This is a genomic window from Mediterranea sp. An20, assembly GCF_002160055.1.
GTDB lineage: Bacteria > Bacteroidota > Bacteroidia > Bacteroidales > Bacteroidaceae > Bacteroides > Bacteroides avicola.
This window is the reverse complement of sequence record NZ_NFJV01000004.1, coordinates 1-20,372: the sequence shown is the minus strand read 5'-3', so window position 1 is coordinate 20,372 and position 20,372 is coordinate 1. Positions and strand designations below refer to the sequence as shown.

The 20,372-nt window shown below is 49.7% G+C and carries 17 protein-coding genes; 5 read left to right on the top strand and 12 right to left on the bottom strand.

Annotated features, from left to right (window positions below):
• Positions 1-25: 25 nt before the first annotated feature.
• The 11 genes from B5F34_RS03690 to mraZ all read right to left on the bottom strand — a co-directional run bounded on the left by B5F34_RS03690 (position 26) and on the right by mraZ (position 13,063).
• On the bottom strand, positions 26-766 hold the full coding sequence (locus tag B5F34_RS03690; protein WP_087335198.1) for a cell division protein FtsQ: 741 nt from the start codon (positions 764-766) through the stop codon (positions 26-28).
• 21 nt (positions 767-787) lie between these two features.
• A complete protein-coding gene (gene murC, locus B5F34_RS03685) occupies positions 788-2,176 on the bottom strand; it encodes a UDP-N-acetylmuramate--L-alanine ligase (protein ID WP_087335196.1) in 1,389 nt (462 codons plus the stop codon).
• Positions 2,177-2,189: 13 nt separating this feature from the next.
• Complete coding sequence (murG, locus tag B5F34_RS03680) at positions 2,190-3,362, bottom strand: undecaprenyldiphospho-muramoylpentapeptide beta-N-acetylglucosaminyltransferase (protein ID WP_087335194.1); 1,173 nt, start codon at positions 3,360-3,362, stop codon at positions 2,190-2,192.
• A gap of 33 nt (positions 3,363-3,395) precedes the next feature.
• Positions 3,396-4,712 carry an FtsW/RodA/SpoVE family cell cycle protein gene (locus B5F34_RS03675; protein ID WP_087335193.1) on the bottom strand — a complete coding sequence of 439 codons (1,317 nt, stop codon included), beginning with the start codon at positions 4,710-4,712 and terminating at the stop codon, positions 3,396-3,398.
• Between the two features lie 115 nt (positions 4,713-4,827).
• The gene (murD, locus tag B5F34_RS03670) at positions 4,828-6,174 is read right to left on the bottom strand and encodes a UDP-N-acetylmuramoyl-L-alanine--D-glutamate ligase (RefSeq protein WP_087335387.1); all 1,347 of its coding nucleotides are present in this window, start codon (positions 6,172-6,174) and stop codon (positions 4,828-4,830) included.
• 118 nt (positions 6,175-6,292) lie between these two features.
• A complete protein-coding gene (locus B5F34_RS03665) occupies positions 6,293-7,561 on the bottom strand; it encodes a phospho-N-acetylmuramoyl-pentapeptide-transferase (RefSeq protein WP_087335191.1) in 1,269 nt (422 codons plus the stop codon).
• A gap of 44 nt (positions 7,562-7,605) precedes the next feature.
• A complete protein-coding gene (locus B5F34_RS03660) occupies positions 7,606-9,069 on the bottom strand; it encodes a UDP-N-acetylmuramoyl-L-alanyl-D-glutamate--2,6-diaminopimelate ligase (protein WP_087335190.1) in 1,464 nt (487 codons plus the stop codon).
• A 46-nt stretch (positions 9,070-9,115) separates the two neighbouring features.
• On the bottom strand, positions 9,116-11,245 hold the full coding sequence (locus B5F34_RS03655; protein ID WP_087335188.1) for a penicillin-binding protein: 2,130 nt from the start codon (positions 11,243-11,245) through the stop codon (positions 9,116-9,118).
• A 48-nt stretch (positions 11,246-11,293) separates the two neighbouring features.
• On the bottom strand, positions 11,294-11,641 hold the full coding sequence (locus tag B5F34_RS03650; protein WP_087335385.1) for an FtsL-like putative cell division protein: 348 nt from the start codon (positions 11,639-11,641) through the stop codon (positions 11,294-11,296).
• 32 nt (positions 11,642-11,673) lie between these two features.
• Entirely contained in the window at positions 11,674-12,588 is a 915-nt protein-coding gene (gene rsmH / locus B5F34_RS03645) for a 16S rRNA (cytosine(1402)-N(4))-methyltransferase RsmH (protein WP_087335186.1), read from the bottom strand.
• A complete protein-coding gene (mraZ, locus tag B5F34_RS03640) occupies positions 12,581-13,063 on the bottom strand; it encodes a division/cell wall cluster transcriptional repressor MraZ (protein ID WP_087335185.1) in 483 nt (160 codons plus the stop codon). The genes rsmH and mraZ overlap by 8 nt, the downstream gene beginning before the upstream one ends.
• Before the next feature lie 668 nt (positions 13,064-13,731).
• Between mraZ and B5F34_RS03635 the strand changes: the two genes are divergently transcribed.
• The gene (locus B5F34_RS03635) at positions 13,732-14,175 is read left to right on the top strand and encodes a DUF3592 domain-containing protein (RefSeq protein WP_087335183.1); all 444 of its coding nucleotides are present in this window, start codon (positions 13,732-13,734) and stop codon (positions 14,173-14,175) included.
• Between the two features lie 420 nt (positions 14,176-14,595).
• Here B5F34_RS03635 and B5F34_RS03630 read toward each other — a convergent pair whose 3' ends face one another.
• Complete coding sequence (locus B5F34_RS03630; RefSeq protein WP_087335181.1) at positions 14,596-15,099, bottom strand: RNA polymerase sigma factor; 504 nt, start codon at positions 15,097-15,099, stop codon at positions 14,596-14,598.
• Positions 15,100-15,509: 410 nt separating this feature from the next.
• Between B5F34_RS03630 and B5F34_RS03625 the strand changes: the two genes are divergently transcribed.
• The 4 genes from B5F34_RS03625 to B5F34_RS03610 all read left to right on the top strand — a co-directional run.
• Positions 15,510-16,331 carry a 1-acyl-sn-glycerol-3-phosphate acyltransferase gene (locus B5F34_RS03625; RefSeq protein ID WP_087335383.1) on the top strand — a complete coding sequence of 274 codons (822 nt, stop codon included), beginning with the start codon at positions 15,510-15,512 and terminating at the stop codon, positions 16,329-16,331.
• Positions 16,332-16,333: 2 nt separating this feature from the next.
• Entirely contained in the window at positions 16,334-17,281 is a 948-nt protein-coding gene (locus tag B5F34_RS03620; RefSeq protein WP_087335179.1) for a GNAT family N-acetyltransferase, read from the top strand.
• 737 nt (positions 17,282-18,018) lie between these two features.
• Positions 18,019-19,731 (top strand): hypothetical protein, encoded by a 1,713-nt coding sequence (locus B5F34_RS03615; RefSeq protein WP_140392946.1) that lies wholly within the window; start codon positions 18,019-18,021, stop codon positions 19,729-19,731.
• Positions 19,732-19,761: 30 nt separating this feature from the next.
• A partial coding sequence (locus B5F34_RS03610) for a BT1926 family outer membrane beta-barrel protein (protein ID WP_087335381.1) occupies positions 19,762-20,372 on the top strand: 611 nt, incomplete at its 3' end.

Genomic DNA, 20,372 nt, shown 5'->3' with positions numbered 1-20,372 from the left:
TTGAACTGTAGGAACGGGGTTCCTATCATTGTTCCCGTCTCGTGCAGATAATTTGGTTGTCAAACTCTACATTGATGCGTGAGTATTTGTTCCATCCCACCTGGTTCAGTGCTTTTTCATAAAACAACCTGACTCGCTCTAACTTTCTGCGGTAGTTTTTCAGCTTACCCATATAAATGAGATGATCGCCCACCCGCGGCACCAATTCAATGGTGTTGTCGGGCAGCACATGAATTTGTTCTGTCTGCGCGTTCCAGAAAGCATCGTTCTGCAGAAAGAGTCCGAAAGGGTAGAGCTGCCGGGTGGCGAAGTCCTGGCTGATGCTTCCCGTAGCCACCGCCACGTGCGCTATGCATTTGGCGCTGACAGGCATCACCTTGCCTCGGTTATCCACGTAGTAGTTCTCTCCGTTGTTGCTCATGATGCGCAGTATGGGGATACGTTGGCTTACTTCTACGCAGACTTTCCCGCTGGGAGTTTTGTAGCATTCCACCCCATCAATGAGCGGATGTTGGGCCAATGCCTGTTCCATGGCGCGTGTGTCTGTAGCGTCGGGGTTCTTTCCTACGGGATTCAGTCCGCTCTTGTCCAGTAAGGAAATCACTTCCTTTTGGGTTATAAAGCCGGCATATACCGTATCACGTATGACCAGTTCGAGGTCCTCGCACACTCTTCCGGCAGGTTTGCGGTTGAAAGCAGTGACGGCCAGAAAAAGGTAGGCCGCTGCCAGTACAGTACAGACTGTTGTCAGGATTTTCTTCAGCATGGCTCTTCTTGGTTTTATGATTTATATTTTATCTGCAAACTGTCGGGCGATGTCGTCCGCATAGCGGTCGATGTCTCCGGCTCCCAGCAGAATGACAACGCCTTTCTCTGCCTCTTTCTGTCGGAACAGTTCGGGCACCTCATCTTTGCGGCACAACTGCTTTCTGATGCCAGGGCGCAGATGGTTGTAGATAAGCTCGCTTGTTACTCCGGGTATGGGCTCTTCGCGGGCCGGATAGATGTCCGTCAGAATTACTTCATCTGCCAGAGAGAGGCTGTCGGCGAACTCTTGGTAGAAATCTCTTGTGCGTGTATAGAGATGAGGCTGGAAGACTGCAGTGATTTTTTGTCCCGCGTATAGTTCCCGTATGGAGCGGATGCTTTGGGCAATTTCTGCCGGATGGTGAGCATAATCACACAGTACGGCCGTGCAGGGCGTCTTCAGTTTGAAGTCGAAGCGCCGTTCCACACCTCTGAAGCTTTCCATACCCTGTTTGATTTCCATGTCCGTAACCCCGTTCAAGTGTGCCAAGGCCATGGCTGCTACACCGTTCTCGATATTTATGCTGACTGGCACCCCTAAGTGGACATCTGCAATGCGGGTATCTGGAGCTACAAAGTCCATGATGATTTCTCCCCCTCCGATACGGATGTTTTCAGCATGGAAGTCACCCTTCTCCCGGTCGTAAGTATAAATACGTACACCCGGTTGCACGTCAGGGGTCAAATCCAGTCCCCGGTGTATAATCAGTGCACCGCCCGGACGGATGAGGGTGGTGTAGTGCCGAAAGCTTTCCAAATAGGCCTCACGGGTGCCGTAGATGTCTAAATGGTCAGGGTCTGTGGCTGTGATGACACTCATCCACGGAGTAAGCCAATGAAACGAACGGTCGAACTCGTCGGCTTCTATGACGGTGTAGGGGCTTTCTTTCGACAACAGCAGGTTGGTGCCGTAGTTCTGCGAGATGCCGCCTAAAAAGGCTGTGCACCCTACCTGTGATTGGTGGAGCAGATGGGCTGCCATGGTACTGGTAGTGGTTTTGCCATGAGTCCCTGCTACGCACAGTCCTTTGGTGCTGCGCGTGATGAGTCCCAACACTTGTGCCCGTTTGTGCATTTCGAAGCCTTGTGCCCGGAACCAGGTTAATTCCTGGTGCGTTTGTGGCACAGCCGGCGTGTAGACTACCAGTGTACTTTCTTTCCGGCGGCAATCATCGGGGATAAGTTCCACGTCTTCTTCGTAATGGATGCGTGCTCCCTCCTTGATGAGTCGTGCGGTAAGCGGACTGGGCGTACGGTCGTAGCCTGCCACCTGTTTACCCTGCGACAAGAAATAGCGGATGAGGGCACTCATGCCAATGCCTCCGGCACCGACGAAATAAACAGATTGTATGTTTTCGATGTTGTTCATCCTGTTCTCCTTTTTATTCTATGAGTTTTAATACTTCCTGTGCGATGAGGTTGGCCGAATTTGGCAGAGCCAGGCGAATGATATGTTCGCTGAGTTTGTGCAATTGGGCTTCATCGGTCACCGTTTTCAGTGCTGTGTCCAGCAGTTGGGTGGGAGCGTCGGCATCTTTCACGTAAATGGCAGCCCCCTTGTCGACCAGTGCCAGTGCGTTTTTTGTCTGGTGGTCTTCAGCTACGTTGGGCGAGGGTACCAGAATGACCGGTTTGCCCAACAGGCAGAATTCAGATATAGAACCGGCCCCGGCACGCGAAACCACCAAGTCAGAGGCAGCATAAGCCATGGACATGTCCTTGATAAAATCAGATACGTACAAATTGGGCAGACTGGGCGAGTGTACGTTGCGCATGGGTTCGCCTGTGAAAGAAGTGATGGCTGCCTTCACCTCGTCAATGTATATTTTACCTGTCTGCCAGATAAACTGTATTTCTGGATGGCCCAGTATGGTGCGAAGGCCCGCTTCCATTGTGCGGTTCAACGTTCTGGCCCCCAGGCTTCCACCTAAAATAAGCACCGTCTTCTTTTGTGCGTCCAACCCGAAATATGTGGCAGCTTCTTCGCGTGTGACAGGTGTGCCCAGCAGATTCTGCCGTACGGGGTTTCCTGTCAGGATAAGTTTCTCGGCAGGGAAGAAACGTTCCATGCCTTCGTAGGCTACGCAAATTTTATATGCCTGCCGTGCCAGCAGCTTGTTGGTCACCCCTGCATAGGAGTTCTGCTCCTGTATCAGTGTGGGGATATTGGCCGAAGCGCAAGCTTTCAGCATGGGGCCGCTGGCATAACCACCTACGCCTACAGCTACTTGCGGGTGGAATTCCTTGATGATGCGGCGTGCTTTGGCCTGGCTTTTCAGCAATTTGATGAGTACAGATACATTTTTCCACAGATGTTTGCGGTCGAAGCCGGCTACGGGCAGGCCGATAATGCGGTATCCAGCATCGGGCACCCGCTGCATTTCCATGCGCCCTTCAGCTCCTACAAAGAGGATGTCTGCATCAGGGCACAATTCTTTCAGTGCATTGGCGATGGAGATGGCCGGGAAGATATGTCCTCCTGTTCCCCCGCCACTGACGATTATTCGCGGGGAGGAAGGGAGGTTCTTGATATTTTCAGTATGTTTTGTATCCATAATTCTGTTTTTGTTTTCAGTTTTCAGTGAGGGTCATGCCATTTCGTCATCATTGTTCAGCGAAGCAGCAGTGGGCTCGGCCGGACCAGTCACCGTCGCAAGGGCGTTGGGCAATTCGGTGTGGGCGGCTGCCGCTTCTTCTTCGGCTTTGCGTTTCTCTTGCTGTTCTATGTTGTAGCGGCTGACGCTCAGGATAATGCCAATATATACGCAGTTGATGAGGGTAGAGGTTCCGCCGCGGCTGATGAGGGGCAAAGGTTGACCGGTGACAGGGGCCAGTCCGACGGCTACCATCATGTTGAACATGGCCTGTACTGTCAGTATCAGTCCAATACCCAACACCAAAAATGCGGGAAATGTTCGTTCGCATCGGTTGGCAATTCGCCAACAGCGGATTAACAGCCACAGGTAGAGAAATACAACAAAACCTCCTCCTGCCAACCCCAGTTCTTCGATAATGATGGCGAAGATAAAATCTGAATAGGCTTGGCTCAGAAAGTCGCGTTGTACGGAGTTGCCCGGTCCTTTGCCGATGATGCTGCTGGTTGCCACAGCAATGCGAGCATGTCCTACCTGTGCGTTGTCATCGACATCGAATTTAGAGGGAGGAACCTCTTCGCTTGAGGTAAAGTCGGCGATGCGGGCTTTTACCGTGGTGAAGCGGTGCCCCAACGGGATTTGCTCCAAGGTGTCATTGGGCGTAATAAACAGGAAGCCAACAAACAGCAGTATCACTGTTGCCAAGGCGCCGCCCAACATCAGTAACTTGCGTGTTTGAATGCGTCCTACAATCATCATCAGGTAGACTACTCCGAATAGCAGCACGCCGGTCGAGTAGTTTTCCGGCAGGATAAGAAGACACATCACGCCCGCTACCTTCAATATTTGCCTGAAAGCCTTGGGCGATGCTCCCTCTTCTGTTTGTCCGCGCGACAGAATGTAGGCTGTAGCTATGATTACACCCATTTTGGCGAACTCCGAAGGCTGGAAAGGCAGTCCGAAGAATTTCACCCAGCGTCCGGCTTCATTGGTTTTCTCAATGACCAGGAAACCGCCCAAATGCAGATTGTCAAACAATAGCAGCAATATCAGGAAGAAGGCCGACAGGGGTAACAATACGCGAGGAAAAAGTTGGAACCAGCGGTAGGGTATGTTGTGGAACAGCAGGACTACTAACGCGCCTCCCAGCAAGAAACTGGCATGACGTGTGATGGGTGCCCAGTGGTTGCCCGACGTATATATCAGGGTGCTGGAGGCGCTGAACACCTCTACCACCGAAATCAGGCACAGACACAGGAAGATGATCCATACAACCTTGTCGCCTTTGAATATGTTGCGTAATAAGTCCACTTTCTTTAGTGCTTTATGGTGAATGATTAATGATAAAGGACAGTTTGGTCGGTCAACGATTGGGAAACGGGATGGTTGTCAGCCGTTGCCCATCAGGAACCACTGGTCAAGAGTCCTACAGTTTTCTTACACTCTCCTTGAATTGGTCTCCGCGGTCCTCATAACTTTTGAAAAGGTCGAATGATGCGCAGCAAGGACTAAGCAATACCGTATCACCTTTTTCAGCCAGGCGATAAGCGGCTTCCACGGCATCTTCCATGCCCGTTTGTACCTCGGCAGTGGGTAATCCCATGGGGTCGAAGAAGGCGTGCAACTTTTCGTTGTGCAATCCCAGGAAAACAAGGGCGCGGCATTTCTGTCGTACCAAGTCTTCTATTTCGTGGTAATCGTTGCCTTTGTCTTTGCCTCCCAAGATAAGCACTACGGGTGTCTTCATGCTTTGCAGTGCATACCAGCACGAGTTGACATTGGTAGCCTTTGAATCGTTGACAAAGCGGATGCCGCGTACCGATGCAACATATTCCAGTCGGTGCGGCACACCTTTGAAGTCGGATAATGCCTGGCGGATACACTCTTTGCGTATGCCAGCCACATTGGCCGATATGCCGGCTGCCAGCGAGTTATACAAGTTGTGCGTACCTGTCAGGGCCAGTTCTTCCTGTTCCATGTTGAAGGCGATGGGCTGGTCAATCTTCACGTGTTCATCTTCCACATAGGCAATGACTCCTTCTTCCTTTACGGCGGCGAAAGGATAAAGGTGAGCTTTCAGACCGTGGCGCGCCAATTCGCGGCGTATGACAGGGTCATCGTTCCAGAAGATGAAGGCATCGTCCGGTGTCTGGTTTTGTGTGATGCGGAATTTGGCATCCACGTAGTTCTGCATGCAGTGATTGTATCGGTCCAGGTGGTCGGGTGTGATATTCATCAGCACGGCGATGTTGGCGCGGAATTTATACATGTTGTCCAATTGGAACGAACTTAGTTCTATCACATAGTAATCGTAATGTTTCGTGGCTACTTGCAGGGCAAGGCTTTGCCCTATATTGCCTGCCAGGCCCACGTTCATGCCGGCACTCTTGAAAATATGATAGATGAGCGAGGTGGTGGTGGTCTTTCCGTTGGAACCTGTTACACAAATCATTTTGGCATCCGTGTATCGTCCCGCAAATTCTATTTCGGAGATGACAGGTGTGCCCTGGGCTTTCAGTTTCAGCATCAGCGGTGTGTCGCAGGGGATGCCGGGACTTTTCACGACTTCATCGGCATTGAGGATTTTTTCTTCCGTATGGCCACCTTCTTCCCAATCTATGCCGTATTGATTCAATAGGGCTTTGTATTTGTCCTTGATAGTGCCTTGGTCGGACACGAATGTATCCAACCCTTTCACCTGTGCCAGCACGGCAGCTCCCGCGCCGCTTTCGCCAGCACCCAATATAACGATTCGTTTTTGTTTTGTATCCATATCCATATCTTTTTTTCTGTTCTTATTTGTTTGGGTCGGACCCGTCTGGAATCAAGGTTGGTGCAGAGCCAGCCTGTTTCCCGATATTATCCTGTCTGATATGTCTTACTGGTCTTGTTCATCTTATCTTTAATGTTATAATTGTGATGGCCGCCAGCACGATAGTGACAATCCAGAATCGGACTGTGATTTTGGCTTCATGAAATACGCGGTCGGGCTTGGCGAATACCACGCTGCATCCCGGTTCTACCTGGCTCAGTGCCGTGCGGAAATGGTCGTGGATAGGGGTACGCTTGAACATGCGTTGCTTCCTGCCATGTCGTTTGCCGGCCTTGTAGTACACCCGCTGCATAATGACAGAGAGATTCTCTACCAGAAATACGCCGCACAGCACAGGCACGAGCAGTTCCTTGTGTATGATGATGGCAAGCACGGCAATGATGCCTCCGATGGTCAGGCTGCCTGTGTCACCCATGAATACTTGTGCCGGATAGGCGTTATACCACAAGAACCCGACGAGCGCGCCGACAAAGGCACAGATGAATACCACCAGCTCTTCAGAACCTGGTATGAACATGATGTTCAGGTAGCCGGCAAATTCAATGTGGCTCGATACGTAGGCAAGTATGCCCAGCGTCAGTCCGATGATGGCCGAATTGCCGGCTGCCATACCGTCCATCCCATCATTCAGGTTGGCACCATTGCTTACGGCTGTCACCACGAAAATAGTGACCAATACGAACAGAATCCATCCGGCTGTCTGGGCATGTTCGCCTAAGAAGCCTACAATGTCGGCATAGTCCAGGTTGTTGCTTTTCACGAAGGGGATGGTGGTCTGCGTGGCTTTTATTTCTTTGGCGGCATGTACGACTTCGATGCTGCCGTCTTCTTTCTGCATTTCGATATTCTCGCGGATGACCACCTGTGGGCTGAGGTAGAGTGTCAGTCCTACGATGAGTCCCAATCCTACCTGGCCTATGATTTTAAATTTTCCATGTAGTCCTTCCTTATCGCGTTTGAAGATTTTGATGTAATCGTCGGCTCCGCCCAATACGCCCAGCCATACGGTGGTAACAAGCATCAGCACCATGTAGATGTTACCCAACCGGCCAAGCAGCAAGCAAGGAATGAGTATGGCTACAATGATGATGATGCCCCCCATGGAAGGCACACCTACCTTGTTCACGCCAAAGGGGTCGATGCTGGCATCGCGTTGGGTTTCTGTAATCTGTTTCCGTTTCAGCATGTTGATGAACCGGTCTCCCCAGATACTTGAAATGAGCAGTGCCAGTATGACGGCTATCAGTGAGCGGAACGAGGTGTAGGAAAACATGCCCGCTCCAGGAAAGTCGTATTGGTCAAGCCATTGAAATAGATAGTATAACATTGCTTCTTGTTCGTATTATATGGTTCAAATCTGATGGCGGATATTCAGCATCCCATCATCTTTTTCAGTTCCTCCTTGTCGTCAAAGTGATGTTTCACTCCTTTTATCTCCTGATAATCCTCGTGTCCTTTGCCTGCCACCAGAATGACATCGCCTTTCTGTGCCAGCATGCAGGCGGTGCGGATGGCTTCGCGTCGGTCTGCTATGCTCAGTGTCTTTTCCATGTCTTGCGCATTCAGTCCGGCCAGCATGTCGTTGATAATGTCTTGCGGCTCCTCAAACCGGGGGTTGTCGCTGGTGATGATAAGCCGGTCGCTCAGCCGGGCAGCCTCTTTGGCCATCATGGGGCGTTTCCCCTTATCGCGGTTGCCCCCGGCTCCTACCACCGTGATTACTTTTCCACGTCCTTCCAGTACGCCGTGAATGGCAGTCAGCACATTTACTAATGCGTCTGGAGTATGGGCGTAATCTACAATAGCCGTATAACCCTTGGGTGAACGGATAGATTCGAAGCGTCCGGCTACCGGGTAGAGGGTACTTAATCCTACCAACACTTCTTCTTCTTTTCGTCCCAGCAATACAGCCGCGCCAAACACCGCCAGCAGGTTGTAGGCATTGAACCGTCCGATGAAGTGTACGGCTACCTCATGGTTGTTGAAGTCCAACAGCATACCTTCGAAGTGCGATTCCAGAATGCGGCCTTTGAAGTCGCATAGACTGCGCAGAGAATAAGTGTGAACCTGTGAGCGCGTGTTCTGCACCATCACCATGCCGTTTTTGTCATCCAGATTCACCAAACTGAAGGCATTCCGTGGCATATCGTCGAAGAATTTCTTTTTGGCTCTGAGATAGTTGTCTACAGTCTTGTGATAGTCTAAATGGTCGCGTGTCAGGTTGGTGAAGATTCCTCCGGCAAAACGCAGGCCGCTGATGCGCTTCTGGGCAATGGCATGGGAGCTGACTTCCATGAAAGCATACCGGCATCCCGCATCAGCCATCCTGCCCAGCAGACTGTTCAGCGTGATGGGGTCGGGGGTGGTATGCTCTGTGGGGACGGGTTCATCGTCAATATAATTGCATACAGTTGAAATCAGTCCCACTTTGTATCCGAAGTAGCGGAACAGACGGTAGAGCAGGGTAGCAGTTGTTGTTTTGCCGTTAGTGCCCGTCACGCCTACCAGTTCCAGCTTGGAGGTAGGGTCGCCATAAAACAATGTGGATACCTTGCCTGCTGCTTCTTCGCTGTCTTCTACAATTACGTATGTCACAGTTTCTTGCGTCGTCTTCTCTTCATTTTCGGGGAGCGTTTCGCATATCACGGCGCAGGCTCCTTGGGCAATAGCTGCCGGAATATAGGCATGTCCATCGGTCTGCGTTCCACGCATGGCGATGAACAAGTGTCCTTCTTCCACCAGGCGGGAGTCTATGTCTACTCCCTTTATTTCGATGTCTTTGTCGCCGATGACCTTTATCGGCTGCAAAGTCTTTATCAGTTCCTTCAGTTTCATCTTATCATTCTGTTTACAAATTCCTTTATTATAAATATGTGCAAAGTCATTTCAATGTCAATGCCACCGTACGTCCTTTTACAGCCTTGCTGCCGGGCGGGATAGATTGTCGGCGTACACGTCCTATGCCGCTGAGATGTACTTTCAGCCCTTGTTTCTCCATCAGGAAAACGGCATCTTTGGCTCCCATGCCTATTACGTTAGGCACCAGTCCTGCTTTAGGCTTCCGTTCTTCCAGTCGCACGGCGGAAGAGTCTGCGTGCGAGATGCCCCATACTTCTTTCCCGTTTGTCGAGGCAATACGTTCTTCTAAGGGTACTTTCAAAGTTTCCAGCACCTCCGCTGTTTCTTCCAGTTCGCCGGTTTTTACTGCGGGAATCGGATTGGCCGTGCTGTCTATGGCGCTGTTCAGGTCGAAACGGAGGTCTTGTGCGAAGACACGTTTCGCAATGTTACCGAATACGCTGCCTGCCATCAGTCCGCCCGAAGCTGGCAATCCCGGCTTTTGGATAGATACGATACAACTGTATTGAGGCGCTTCTGAGGGAAAATATCCACAGAAACTTACCAAGTAATCTGTGCGTCCCGTCTTGTAACCGGCTTTCCCTTTGGAAATCTGCGCGGTTCCGGTTTTGCCCGATACAGCAAACTGGTCATTCCCGGCAGGCTTGGCCAGTCCGTTTTTCACTACGCTGCGCAGGATGGTCCGGATTTGTGCCAGCGTACTGTCCGAGCAGATTTTCGGGTTAATCACTTCAGTAGGATATTCCTTAATGACTTTACCGTCTCTCATCAATGCTTTTACAAACTTGGGGCGCACCATTACGCCATCGTTGGCAATGGCATTGTAGAATGTCAGGATGTTCATGGGCGGCAATTGCGACTCATAGCCTATGCTCATCCACGGCAGAGTGGTCTTGGCAAAGTAGCGTTCGTCCGGTCCCTTTAAGTTAGGTTTGCCTTCGCCTTGTATTTGCAGGTGCAGCGGCTGGTCCAGACTCATTCGTTTTAGTCCGTCTACAAACTTTTGCGGGTCATCTTTATAGTATTTGTCTATCAGATACGAAACGCCGATGTTGGACGATACCTCCAGGATGCGCGTCACGTCTATCTCTCCATATCCTCCTTTATACCAGTTATGGTCTTTCATCTTGCTGCCGTGCATGTTCATTACGCCGTTGCCTGTATCGACCAAAGTGTGCGGAGTAATTTTTCCATCTTCCAGGGCTACCATAATAGAAGCCGTCTTGAATGTGGACCCCGGTTCCAGCAGGTCGCTGATAGCATTGCTGTTCATTTCATAATACTTCCCGTCGTTGCCCTTGGTCAGGTTGACAATGGCCTTTACTTCGCCGGTCTTTACCTCCATCAGCACAGCCACGCCCACGTATGCGTTGATTTCCTCCAGTTTGTCGCGCAGGGCCTTGTCGCAGATGTCCTGCATCCCGACGTCTATTGTCGATACAACATCACATCCGTCTACAGGCGGTATGTCTACAATGTCCAAATAGCGGTCCATTACTTTCTGGCGGTGTGTGATGCCGTTCCGGCCGCGTAATACCGAGTCGAAAGCCAGTTCGATGCCGTTTCTTGCTCCTAAGGCCGTGTCGGCATAAAGTCGCCCCAATGTCTGGGCGGCCAAAGAACCGAACGGTCTTTTGCGCTGGTTGTATGCCTGTGCGTGGAATCCTCCCGAATAAATGCTTTGCCGGAAGATAGGCAACCGTTTGGCTTCTTTATACTGGATGTAGGAAATGCGGTTCGGGTAAATCAGCCAATGCCGGCTTTTCTTGCGCCGTCCTTGTTGCAAGTGCCGTTTGAAATAAGCGACGCTCTTTTCCGGAAAGATACGGTGCAGCCCCTGGCATATACTGTCGATGCTGTCTTTCAGGGCGGCGTCGCGTCTTTGCTGATCCTTGATGCGTCGTTTTTCATCCTTTTCCCCCGACATGAAATCCATGTAGATGCGGTATTCCGGCAAGGAACTGGCCATCAGCTTGCCGTCTGCCGACAGAATATTTCCCCGGTTAGGGCGTACGGTTACGTTCTCCTTCACGAATCGGTCGGCTACCTCCTGCCAATATTGCCGTTCGGCAAACATGATGACGGCTGCTTTGATGATAACGAATACACCCAGCAGCAGCAAGACTACCACAATGAAGAAGTAGCGGTTCATTATGCTTTTTCTGTTTACAGGCATGGTCTTAGTCTCCTTTTCCGTTTTTTATTTTCTTATCAGATAAGGCGGTGTGGTGGCCGTCTGCAGGTCGCTTTGTTGGGTAACGACATATTCCTCTATGCGCGACTGGCGGCTGCGTTCCATCAGTTCGGAATTGCGCGTCAGGGCGTCGTATTTGATATCAGTCAGTTTCTCTTTTAGGTCTTCGATGCGGATCATCTGCTGCTGGCATTCGTAGCGGTTGCTGATGTAGAACAGCACGAGCACCATGATAAGCACCAGCAGACGTGCCTGCCGGCGAACAAACTCGGTAGCCAGGAAGTCGCCGCCGATGATGCTTCTCCACGATGTATGTTTCGTGTTCCGTTTCTGGTTGGATTCTTCTGTTTTCATAATCTCGGGTCTTTTATGAGTTATCTCCGGCATCAGAGTTTTTCTGCTATGCGCAGTTTGGCGCTGCGCGAGCGCGGGTTGCGGGCCGTTTCATCATCGTCCGGCACGATGACCTTGTTATTCACTGCGCGGAACGGGGTTTGGGTGTTGCCGAAAAAGTCCTTTTCCATCTTCCCCTCCACGTTTCCGGTTTTGATGAGGTTTTTCACCATTCGGTCTTCCAGCGAATGGTACGTGATGACAGCCAGCCGTCCGCCGGGGCGGAGGGCATCGGTAGCGGCATAGAGCATCTCTTTCAGGGCTTCCATTTCCTGGTTCACCTCGATGCGCAACGCCTGGAATACGCGTGCCATTTCCTTTTTTTCGCGTTCGCGGCCGAAGAATGGTTTCACGATGTCCAGAAATGCACCGATGGTATTTATCGGAGCCGCCGCCCGTGCTTTTACGAGGGCTGCCGCCAGTTTGCGGCTGTTCTTCAGTTCGCCGTACAGGTAGAAGACATTGGCCAACCGCTCTTCGCTATATGTGTTCACAATATCGGCGGCTGTCTGTCCGGCCCGTTTGTTCATGCGCATGTCCAATGCTCCATCGAACCGGAACGAAAAACCTCTTTCACTGTCGTCGAAGTGATGCGATGACACTCCGAGGTCGGCCAGCAGGCCGTCTATCTGGCTGATGCCGTGATAGCGCAGGAAATTGTGCAGGAAGCGGAAATTGCTCCGTACGAAGGTGAAACGCGGGTCGTCTGGTATGTTGCGCTCTGCGTCTTCATCCTGGTCAAAGCCCAGCAGCCGTCCTTGAGGCCCTAAGCGTGAGAGGATTTCCCGCGTGTGTCCGCCACCGCCCAAGGTAGTATCTACATACGTTCCTTCCGGGCGGATGTCCAGTCCGTCCACGGCAGGTTTCAGCAGCACCGGGATGTGATATGTCTGTATGTCCTTAGTCATTTGTCCAATCTCCGTTATGGTTCCATGATTCGCTGCCCAATACTTCCTGCAGTGCTTCACCGAAGGCTTCGGCCTCCATGAAAGGCACGTCAGCGCGTGCTTTGGCCCAGATTTCGATGGTGTTGTCCATGCCGATGAAGCGTACCTCGCTTTCGATGCCGGCCATTTGCAGGTAGCGGCGGGGGATGAGGATGCGCCCGTTGCCGTCGGGTATCACCACTTCTGCATCGCTGACAAACTGGCGGAATACGGCTTGCTGGCGGGCATTCCATTTGTTCAGCCGTTGGCGCAGTTCAGTCTGTGTCTTGAACCAAATGCTTTCCGGGTAAAGTACCAGGCAGTCCTGAAATACGTCTTTGCGCAGCACTAAGCTTTCCTCGCCGGCGGCTTGCAGCTGCTTGCGGAACACGGCAGGGATGAAGACTCTTCCCTTCGTGTCTGTCTTTGCCTCTATGTTACCCAAAAAACGTATCATTTCTCTCTTTATTTTACCTTATTATATAAGCGGGGGTAAAAGTACACAATTCCCCACAATTCCCCACTATGTTTGCCCGAAAAACTTTCAAATAAGTTTTCAACACCCGGTTGATAGCTTATCCGTTTGAAAATGAATAGGCTCGCCTAAGTCTTTATTGGTGGGGGATTGCGGCATTTTCGGAAGAAAGATACCCCTGCCGGGCTTCGGGCAGGTGCTTGGCAGATAACACGGCGGAAAGCGGGAGTCGCTGCTTTTATTTGGATTTTTGTGGCTGTTTTCCTATCTTTACGCTCGCTTAGAGCCTGTTTAAATTTTGCTCAGCTTTATTTTGAGTGCTGTTTCCGAGGATATTTTCCCGGTGTACTGAAGGGTGTAGCGGGCTACGTGACAAAGTATGTCGGGAAAAGAGACTGGGAAGAGGCTCAAAGAAAGCTGAATATAAATCTAAACAGAGGAAAATTTAATATGAATGTCCGCAATCGGCCATTCAGCTACCAGTTACGAGCTACGAGCTACAAACATACTCGCCCTGAGTCTTACAGGCAATCTTACTCGTAGCTAGTAGCTTGTCACTGAATAGGAGCTTTGCGGATATTCAAGAAATTTAGACAGGCTTTTAGGCTTCTGAAAAAGGTCGGAGTAAGTTTCTTAAAAGAGTTACAGTTATGAAGGCTCCATACAGATTTTGGATTGCAGTTTTCTGGGTGGTTGGCATTTGTCTGCTGGCAGGCGGAATTTACGGATTTTGTTCGCTGGCAGATGCCGCCGATGATTACTTGAGCACTACGGGAGTGGTAGACAAGGTGCATTTTGAACGTTCATACAAGCACCGAAAAATCCGGACGTCGTGTGATGTGGATGTGTGCTATGAAACCACGCTCTATGGGAAAATGCACGTCACGCTGGATTTCTATGTTCCCTTTTTACTGGAAGAAGGCGATTCGGTGGATATTCTTTACAATCCACGTTTGCCGCGTCATGTCCGTTTTCCGGGGTGGGAGAGCTTGCTCTACGGCATACTCTTGACCTTTGGAGCCTTGCTGGTGGCTGTGGGCTGGCGTATGGCACAGGTGCAGCATCAAAAAACTCTGAACGCTAAATATGACTGATTGCTTATCTGCATGAGGTCTGCCATGTATTCCAAGAACAAGAATCTCTCGAACTCCCTTCACGGCTTCACGCGCAAATAACTCGTTGTGATTTAGTGTATTGCTGTGAAGGATACATCCCTCACGCGTCTTTCACAATTTTCACTGTTCCTTTTCATGGGCCTTCTTATAGAGATGCCGCTTGCTTCCAAGCAATAAGAACCGTGCTTCCAAGGGCTGAGAAAGTTGCTTTCAATGTGTAAGGAGAAAATCAGTGCGAATTCTTCTGTTTATGTCATCCGATTCATGAGGCAGGCACACACTTATTTTCTACTTAAAAATAAACAAAAAGAAAGTGTGCCGAAATGAAAGTCGTTTTCCATTTTCGGCACACTCTCCCCCTATTTCGACTCTTTCTTGCTGCGGAGGTCACGTCTCCTTTTATCGGAAGTCCTTCAGTTCTTCCTGCAACCTTTGTCGGGTGAAGAAGATGCGGCTTTTCACTGTTCCTATCGGAAGACCCAGTTTTTCGGCAATTTCGCGATATTTGAAACCGGCGATGTGCATGGAGAAGGGCACGCGGTATTCCTTCGGCAAGTTGTTGACAATGCGGCGCATTTCTTTAAGGTCGTAGGCACTTTCCGTGCTTTCAAAGGCATCATCGTGCGAAAGGTTCAGGTGATACTGGTTGTCGGTGGTGTCTACAAAGGTCTGTTCGCGCACAATGCGGCGGTAATTATTAATAAAGATGTTGCGCATGATGGTATATATCCAGCCCTTGAAGTTGGTCTGGGGTTCATACTTGTCTTCGTTGTCCAGCGCCTTGAGCGACGTTTCCTGCAATAGGTCGTTGGCGTCTTCATGGTCGGCTGTCAGTTTATAGGCAAAGCGCAAGAGTTCGTCTTGTACGCCTACTAATTCTTTTGTAAATGTTACACTGTTCATAATCTGTTTTTTTTATAGGTTCAGGCCGGCTTTTCTTCAGCCGTTTTCTCTATGATTGTTTTATGTTGCAAGTTTACGGAGTTTTTCCGGTTTGGATGGGGGGAATTCAGGTAATCTTTAGGGTGAAAACTGTTAAATGGTTGTTTTACTCTGTTTTTTGGCCGGAAAAGTCTGTTCGGAGGCTCCGAAAAGGTGGAAAGTGGAAGAGGGTTGCCTTCATAAGACTGGCTCCGGAGTCTGGTCATTTTTTGCACATTCTGGAGCGTTTTGCGCAATATTGACGGTCTAAACTGACACTTGGCAGGCAGATTGCATGTTTTTGGTGGATGGAAGGGATAGTTTTCTGACAAATTCTTGCAATAAATTAAAAAGATGCGCTAATTTTGCGCTGTTATTTCAAACATTTAAGCATGGCTGACGACTCATTATTTTTGATTGACATAGATAAGGTGTTGCGGGAGAAAGCTCCGGACAAGGTCAGATACATCCCCCGCTTTGTCGTTTCTTATCTGAAGCGCATTGTCCATCAGGATGAGCTGAACGGCTTTCTGCGCGGTGCGCAAGACAAGGTGGGAGTAGATTTCCTGAAGGCCAGCCTGGATTTCCTGGATGCCCGGCTCGTGGTGAAGGGGGCTGAGAACCTTCCTGAGGGCGGGCTTTATACATTCGTGTCCAATCATCCCTTGGGAGGACAGGACGGTCTGGCGCTGGGGTATGTGCTGGGCACGCACTATCAGGGAAAGATAAAATATATGGTCAACGACCTGCTGATGAACCTGCACGGACTGGCACCGCTCTGCATACCCATCAACAAGACCGGAAAGCAGGCGAAGGATTTCCCGCGGCTGGTCGAAGAGGCTTTTGCATCGGACAACCAACTGCTGATGTTTCCTGCCGGACTTTGCTCGCGCCGTCAGCGGGGGGTAATCCGTGACTTGGAGTGGAAAAAGGCTTTTGTCGTGAAAAGTGTGCAGCACAGGCGCGATGTGGTGCCTATCCACTTCGACGGGCAGAATTCCAATTTCTTTTATAACTTGGCCAATCTCTGCAAGGCGCTGGGCATCAAGTTTAACATTGCCATGCTGTATCTGGCGGACGAGATGCTGAAGAACCGCCACAAGACATTCACCATCACCATCGGGAAGCCCATCCCCTGGCAGACGTTCGACAAGTCGAAGACGCCGCAGCAGTGGGCGCAATATGTTAAAGACATCGTGTATAATTTGAACTGAATATGGAAGATATTATTGCACCGGTAAGCAAAGAACTGCTGAAGGCGGAACTGACTGAAGATAAACGCCTGCGTATGACTAACCGCAGCAACAACCAGATTTACATCGTTACGGCGCATGACTCGCCTCATGTGATGCAGGAAATCGGACGGTTGCGCGAAATTGCTTTCCGGGCTGCCGGCGGCGGTACGGGCAAGTCGGTGGACATCGATGAGTTTGATGTGATGGAACATCCTTACAAACAACTCATCGTATGGAATCCGGAGGCAGAAGAGATTCTGGGCGGATACCGTTACATTCTGGGCACCGACGTGCGGTTTGACAGTGCGGGAAAACCGCTGCTGGCCACGGCTCACATGTTTCATTTCTCCGACAGGTTCCTGAATGACTATCTTCCCACTACCATCGAGTTGGCGCGTTCGTTCGTTACGCTCGAATATCAGTCTACGCGCATGGACAGCAAGGGGCTTTTTGCCCTCGACAACTTGTGGGACGGACTGGGAGCCCTGACCGTCATCATGCCTGAGGTGCGCTACTTCTTCGGCAAAGTCACGATGTATCCCAATTATTCGCGTCCCGGGCGCGATATGATTCTCTATTTCCTGCGCAAGCATTTCGGCGACAAGGAGAAGCTGGTTACTCCCATCCACCCGCTGGAAATCGAGACGGACGAGAAAGAGCTGGCGGCTTTGTTCTGCAAAGATACCTTCAAGGAAAACTATAAGATTCTGAATGCCGAGGTGCGCAAGTTGGGCTACAACATACCGCCGTTGGTGAATGCCTACATGAGCCTCAGTCCCACCATGCGCATGTTCGGTACGGCCATCAATCCGGAGTTCGGCAATGTGGAGGAAACGGGCATTCTGATTGCGGTGAATGAAATCTTGGAAGAGAAACGCATGAGGCACATACAGTCTTATATCGAAAAGGAACTGCACCGCAAGGCGTGACCGGAATGCGGAAAGTCTGTGCGTTGCATTCTGTTTTTTCCAGTTTCTGGATATTTGGGGGTATGGGATTTATGACCACGAAACTGGTATTTACAAGCTTCGGTTTGTGTTTACTGCAACACAAGGGGAGCCGGCTGCTTCTATTGTTATACTTTGCGCGGGTTAGAATTGTGCATTTCCACATTGCCTGCCCTGCATGTACTCGGCAACCTCGGAGAGAAAGAGGATAGATCCGCAGGTGTTCCCCTTCGGGGAGCCATCGGCGGTTAAGCAAAGTTCAACCTCTCTGAGGTTGCCGAGTGTGCGGGGCAGGAAAGAATCAGACGTGCTAGGTTCAACCTCTATGGGATTATCAACGCATGCAAAAATGTGGCGATATGCACAATTCTACCCCGCGCAAAGTATAGTTATTGGTTAATTTGCCCGACAATAGACACATTTTCTCAAATAAAGGACTTCTTTGCGGCACGGCACTTGCTTTTTACACCTATTATATATAAGAATACCCTTCTTTTACCCTCTTTTCTACCCTTTTTAAACAGACTGTGTCATTTTCGCAACACAGGTGTGTCATCTTCGCGACAGCAATAGTGGTTAAGTTTAGTAAGTTTATGATAATTTTGCCACCAAAAGATGCACGAAGAAGCGTTTTCCGGAGGGAACCACTAAGGAGAGAGTGGATAACTTCTTCTGCTTAAACATTTTATTAATTACTTATATTAATTTTTTTACGAGGTATGAAAAAGAAATTAATGATGGTAGCAGTGCTCTTGGGTGCCTTGTCCCTGGGAGCGTGCGTGGACGACAATGAGTCCGCATCGGTAACTAACATTCGCGACGCAAAGGCTGAACAGCTGCGCTCGCTGGCTACGCTGAATGAGGCTAAGGCAGAGGCTGAGTTGATTCGTGCTAATGCTGAAGCTGCATTGAAGAATGCTAAGGCTGCTTATGAACAAGCTCAAGCTGACAAAGAACAATTTGAATTGCAAAAGGCGCAGGAAGAGTACGCCATTGCTATTGAGAACATCCGTTTGCAGTATCAACTTGATTTGCTCCGCTTGCAAAAGAAAATCCAAGAAGCTCAAAATGAACTTGATGATGCTGAATACTCGCGCATCACAGAACTGTTCGGTACCTATTTCTATGAATTAGACGTCTTGACAGGCTATCAAGAAGATTTAGTTAAAGAACAGGCAAAATTGGCAAGATTGGAAGCTGGAATTACTACGGCTGAAAAAGAAAACGCTGAAACCATTCTGCAACAACAACAACTTATTGACCAATATAATGCAGAAATTGAAGTCTTAAAGAGTGAAGATTTCGAAGGTTTGGATAACAGTGAGTTATATGCGAAATTGGCAGCAGCGCGTACTAAATACGAGATGGCTGCAACCTCATTTGCAAACAACCAGGCTTGTTCGGATTTGATGGCAACTGTGGCACCTTTGCAAGAAGCTGATGCGAAAATTGAAGATCTGCAAGAATTAGTAGATGATATCGAAGATGCTACTACTTATGCTGTTATAGATGGAACTCTGAATAGTTATGTTTCTTACTATATTTATGAGACTGTTACGTCTATCATACCGGCTTATCAGGTGGAATACGTTACATTTTATTCAGACCTTCGACTGAATGAAGAACAGACATTGTTAGCTACAAGAGATTTAGCTGATGAACTCGCTAAAGCAAACGGAGAACTGGGTAAACCTGAAGACAAGAAGGATACTCAATATGAAGGCGCTCTCACGGCTTATGCTATGTTAGCTTTGGCAAATGAGAATTTGAAGACTGCTCAGGATAATTTAACGAAAGCTAATGGTTTGGGTAAGGATGATGTCCTTAATGGTATGGATAAGGAAACAGCCATTAAAACATATACTCAAGACGTTAGAGATGCAGAACTGGCAGTAGCGCAGGCGAAAGATAACTTGGCAGGCAAACAAGCTGCTGCTGATGAAGCTCTTGAGAATCAGACGAAATTCAAAGATGCAATTGCTGCTCTGGATGTAGATGCTTATAATAAGGCTGTTGCAGACTTTGAGACCTTGTTAGAAGCACAGCAGGATGCTTATACTGCTTGGCAAGAAGCATGGAATGAAAACTTGGGAGATTTGAGTGCCGAATATAATGCAATTTATAACCTTATATCTTATGGAGAAGCTGGTGCTGACATCAATGCTCGTATCGCAGAACTGGAAAGAAAGATAGCAGAAGCTAATGAAACAATCGCTGGGGTAGAAGAGAACTTGACTGATGCAACTTGGACTTTGGAAAATGCTGAAGCAACAATTGCAGAACTGCAAGAAAAGATTAAGGCGCAGACCGTTATTGTTGAGTCTTGCAAAGCAGCTTTGGAGGCAGCTATCAATTCAGATTTGGATGAAGAGACTCCGTCTGAACCTGAAACTCCTGAGACTCCCGAAGAAGGCGGCGAAGCAGCTGCATAATCCCTTATTAACGGCTTAAAATCAAGTAAAATGAGAATAGGAAAACTTTTACTGTATGCCGTTATGCCCATGATGAGCCTTGCGGTAAGTGCGCAGGAGAAGAATCCCCAGCAGGGCGACTTCACGGTAGCGCTTACCCTTGGTTACAATTCAAGTGTGATGCAGAACGCGGCCGCAGGCAACCTTACGGATTACAGCCTGCAGGCAGCCTCCACCAACTGGAACGACAAGGCACTGTCTGTCGGCATAGAAGGTGGCTGGTTCTTCCGCGACTTGTGGAAACTGAATTTGGGAGGCGGCATGAACATCACCAAGGCTCCCGGCTACGGTCCGGTCCCCGGAACGATAGACGAGACGTATGAGCCCGGTGACGGTTCCATCCCCAACTATGGTGCGGTATCGGACCGCTCGGTGATACAGTTCCAAGTATACACCGGTGTGGACCGCTACTTCCGCACAAAGGTAGACGGCCTTTTGCCTTACGTGGGTCTTCGCGTTGGCTACGCTTACGGTCGTGAGCGCAGCATGACGGACGACGAGACCTACATGGGCGAATCGGTAGGCGAAGCCTTCAACATCCGCGGTGCCATCACCGCCGGTGTGGACTATTTCTTCACCGAATCATTCTTCATCGGTGCCGA

Bases quoted from the DNA above. Each gene is read 5' to 3' on its own strand.
- B5F34_RS03690 (WP_087335198.1), bottom strand. From the start codon at position 766: ATGCTGAAGAAAATCCTGACAACAGTCTGTACTGTACTGGCAGCGGCC.
- murC (WP_087335196.1), bottom strand. From the start codon at position 2,176: ATGAACAACATCGAAAACATACAATCTGTTTATTTCGTCGGTGCCGGA.
- murG (WP_087335194.1), bottom strand. From the start codon at position 3,362: ATGGATACAAAACATACTGAAAATATCAAGAACCTCCCTTCCTCCCCG.
- murD (WP_087335387.1), bottom strand. From the start codon at position 6,174: ATGGATACAAAACAAAAACGAATCGTTATATTGGGTGCTGGCGAAAGC.
- B5F34_RS03665 (WP_087335191.1), bottom strand. From the start codon at position 7,561: ATGTTATACTATCTATTTCAATGGCTTGACCAATACGACTTTCCTGGA.
- B5F34_RS03660 (WP_087335190.1), bottom strand. From the start codon at position 9,069: ATGAAACTGAAGGAACTGATAAAGACTTTGCAGCCGATAAAGGTCATC.
- B5F34_RS03655 (WP_087335188.1), bottom strand. From the start codon at position 11,245: ATGAACCGCTACTTCTTCATTGTGGTAGTCTTGCTGCTGCTGGGTGTA.
- B5F34_RS03650 (WP_087335385.1), bottom strand. From the start codon at position 11,641: ATGAAAACAGAAGAATCCAACCAGAAACGGAACACGAAACATACATCG.
- rsmH (WP_087335186.1), bottom strand. From the start codon at position 12,588: ATGACTAAGGACATACAGACATATCACATCCCGGTGCTGCTGAAACCT.
- mraZ (WP_087335185.1), bottom strand. From the start codon at position 13,063: ATGATACGTTTTTTGGGTAACATAGAGGCAAAGACAGACACGAAGGGA.
- B5F34_RS03635 (WP_087335183.1), top strand. From the start codon at position 13,732: ATGAAGGCTCCATACAGATTTTGGATTGCAGTTTTCTGGGTGGTTGGC.
- B5F34_RS03630 (WP_087335181.1), bottom strand. From the start codon at position 15,099: ATGAACAGTGTAACATTTACAAAAGAATTAGTAGGCGTACAAGACGAA.
- B5F34_RS03625 (WP_087335383.1), top strand. From the start codon at position 15,510: ATGGCTGACGACTCATTATTTTTGATTGACATAGATAAGGTGTTGCGG.
- B5F34_RS03620 (WP_087335179.1), top strand. From the start codon at position 16,334: ATGGAAGATATTATTGCACCGGTAAGCAAAGAACTGCTGAAGGCGGAA.
- B5F34_RS03615 (WP_140392946.1), top strand. From the start codon at position 18,019: ATGAAAAAGAAATTAATGATGGTAGCAGTGCTCTTGGGTGCCTTGTCC.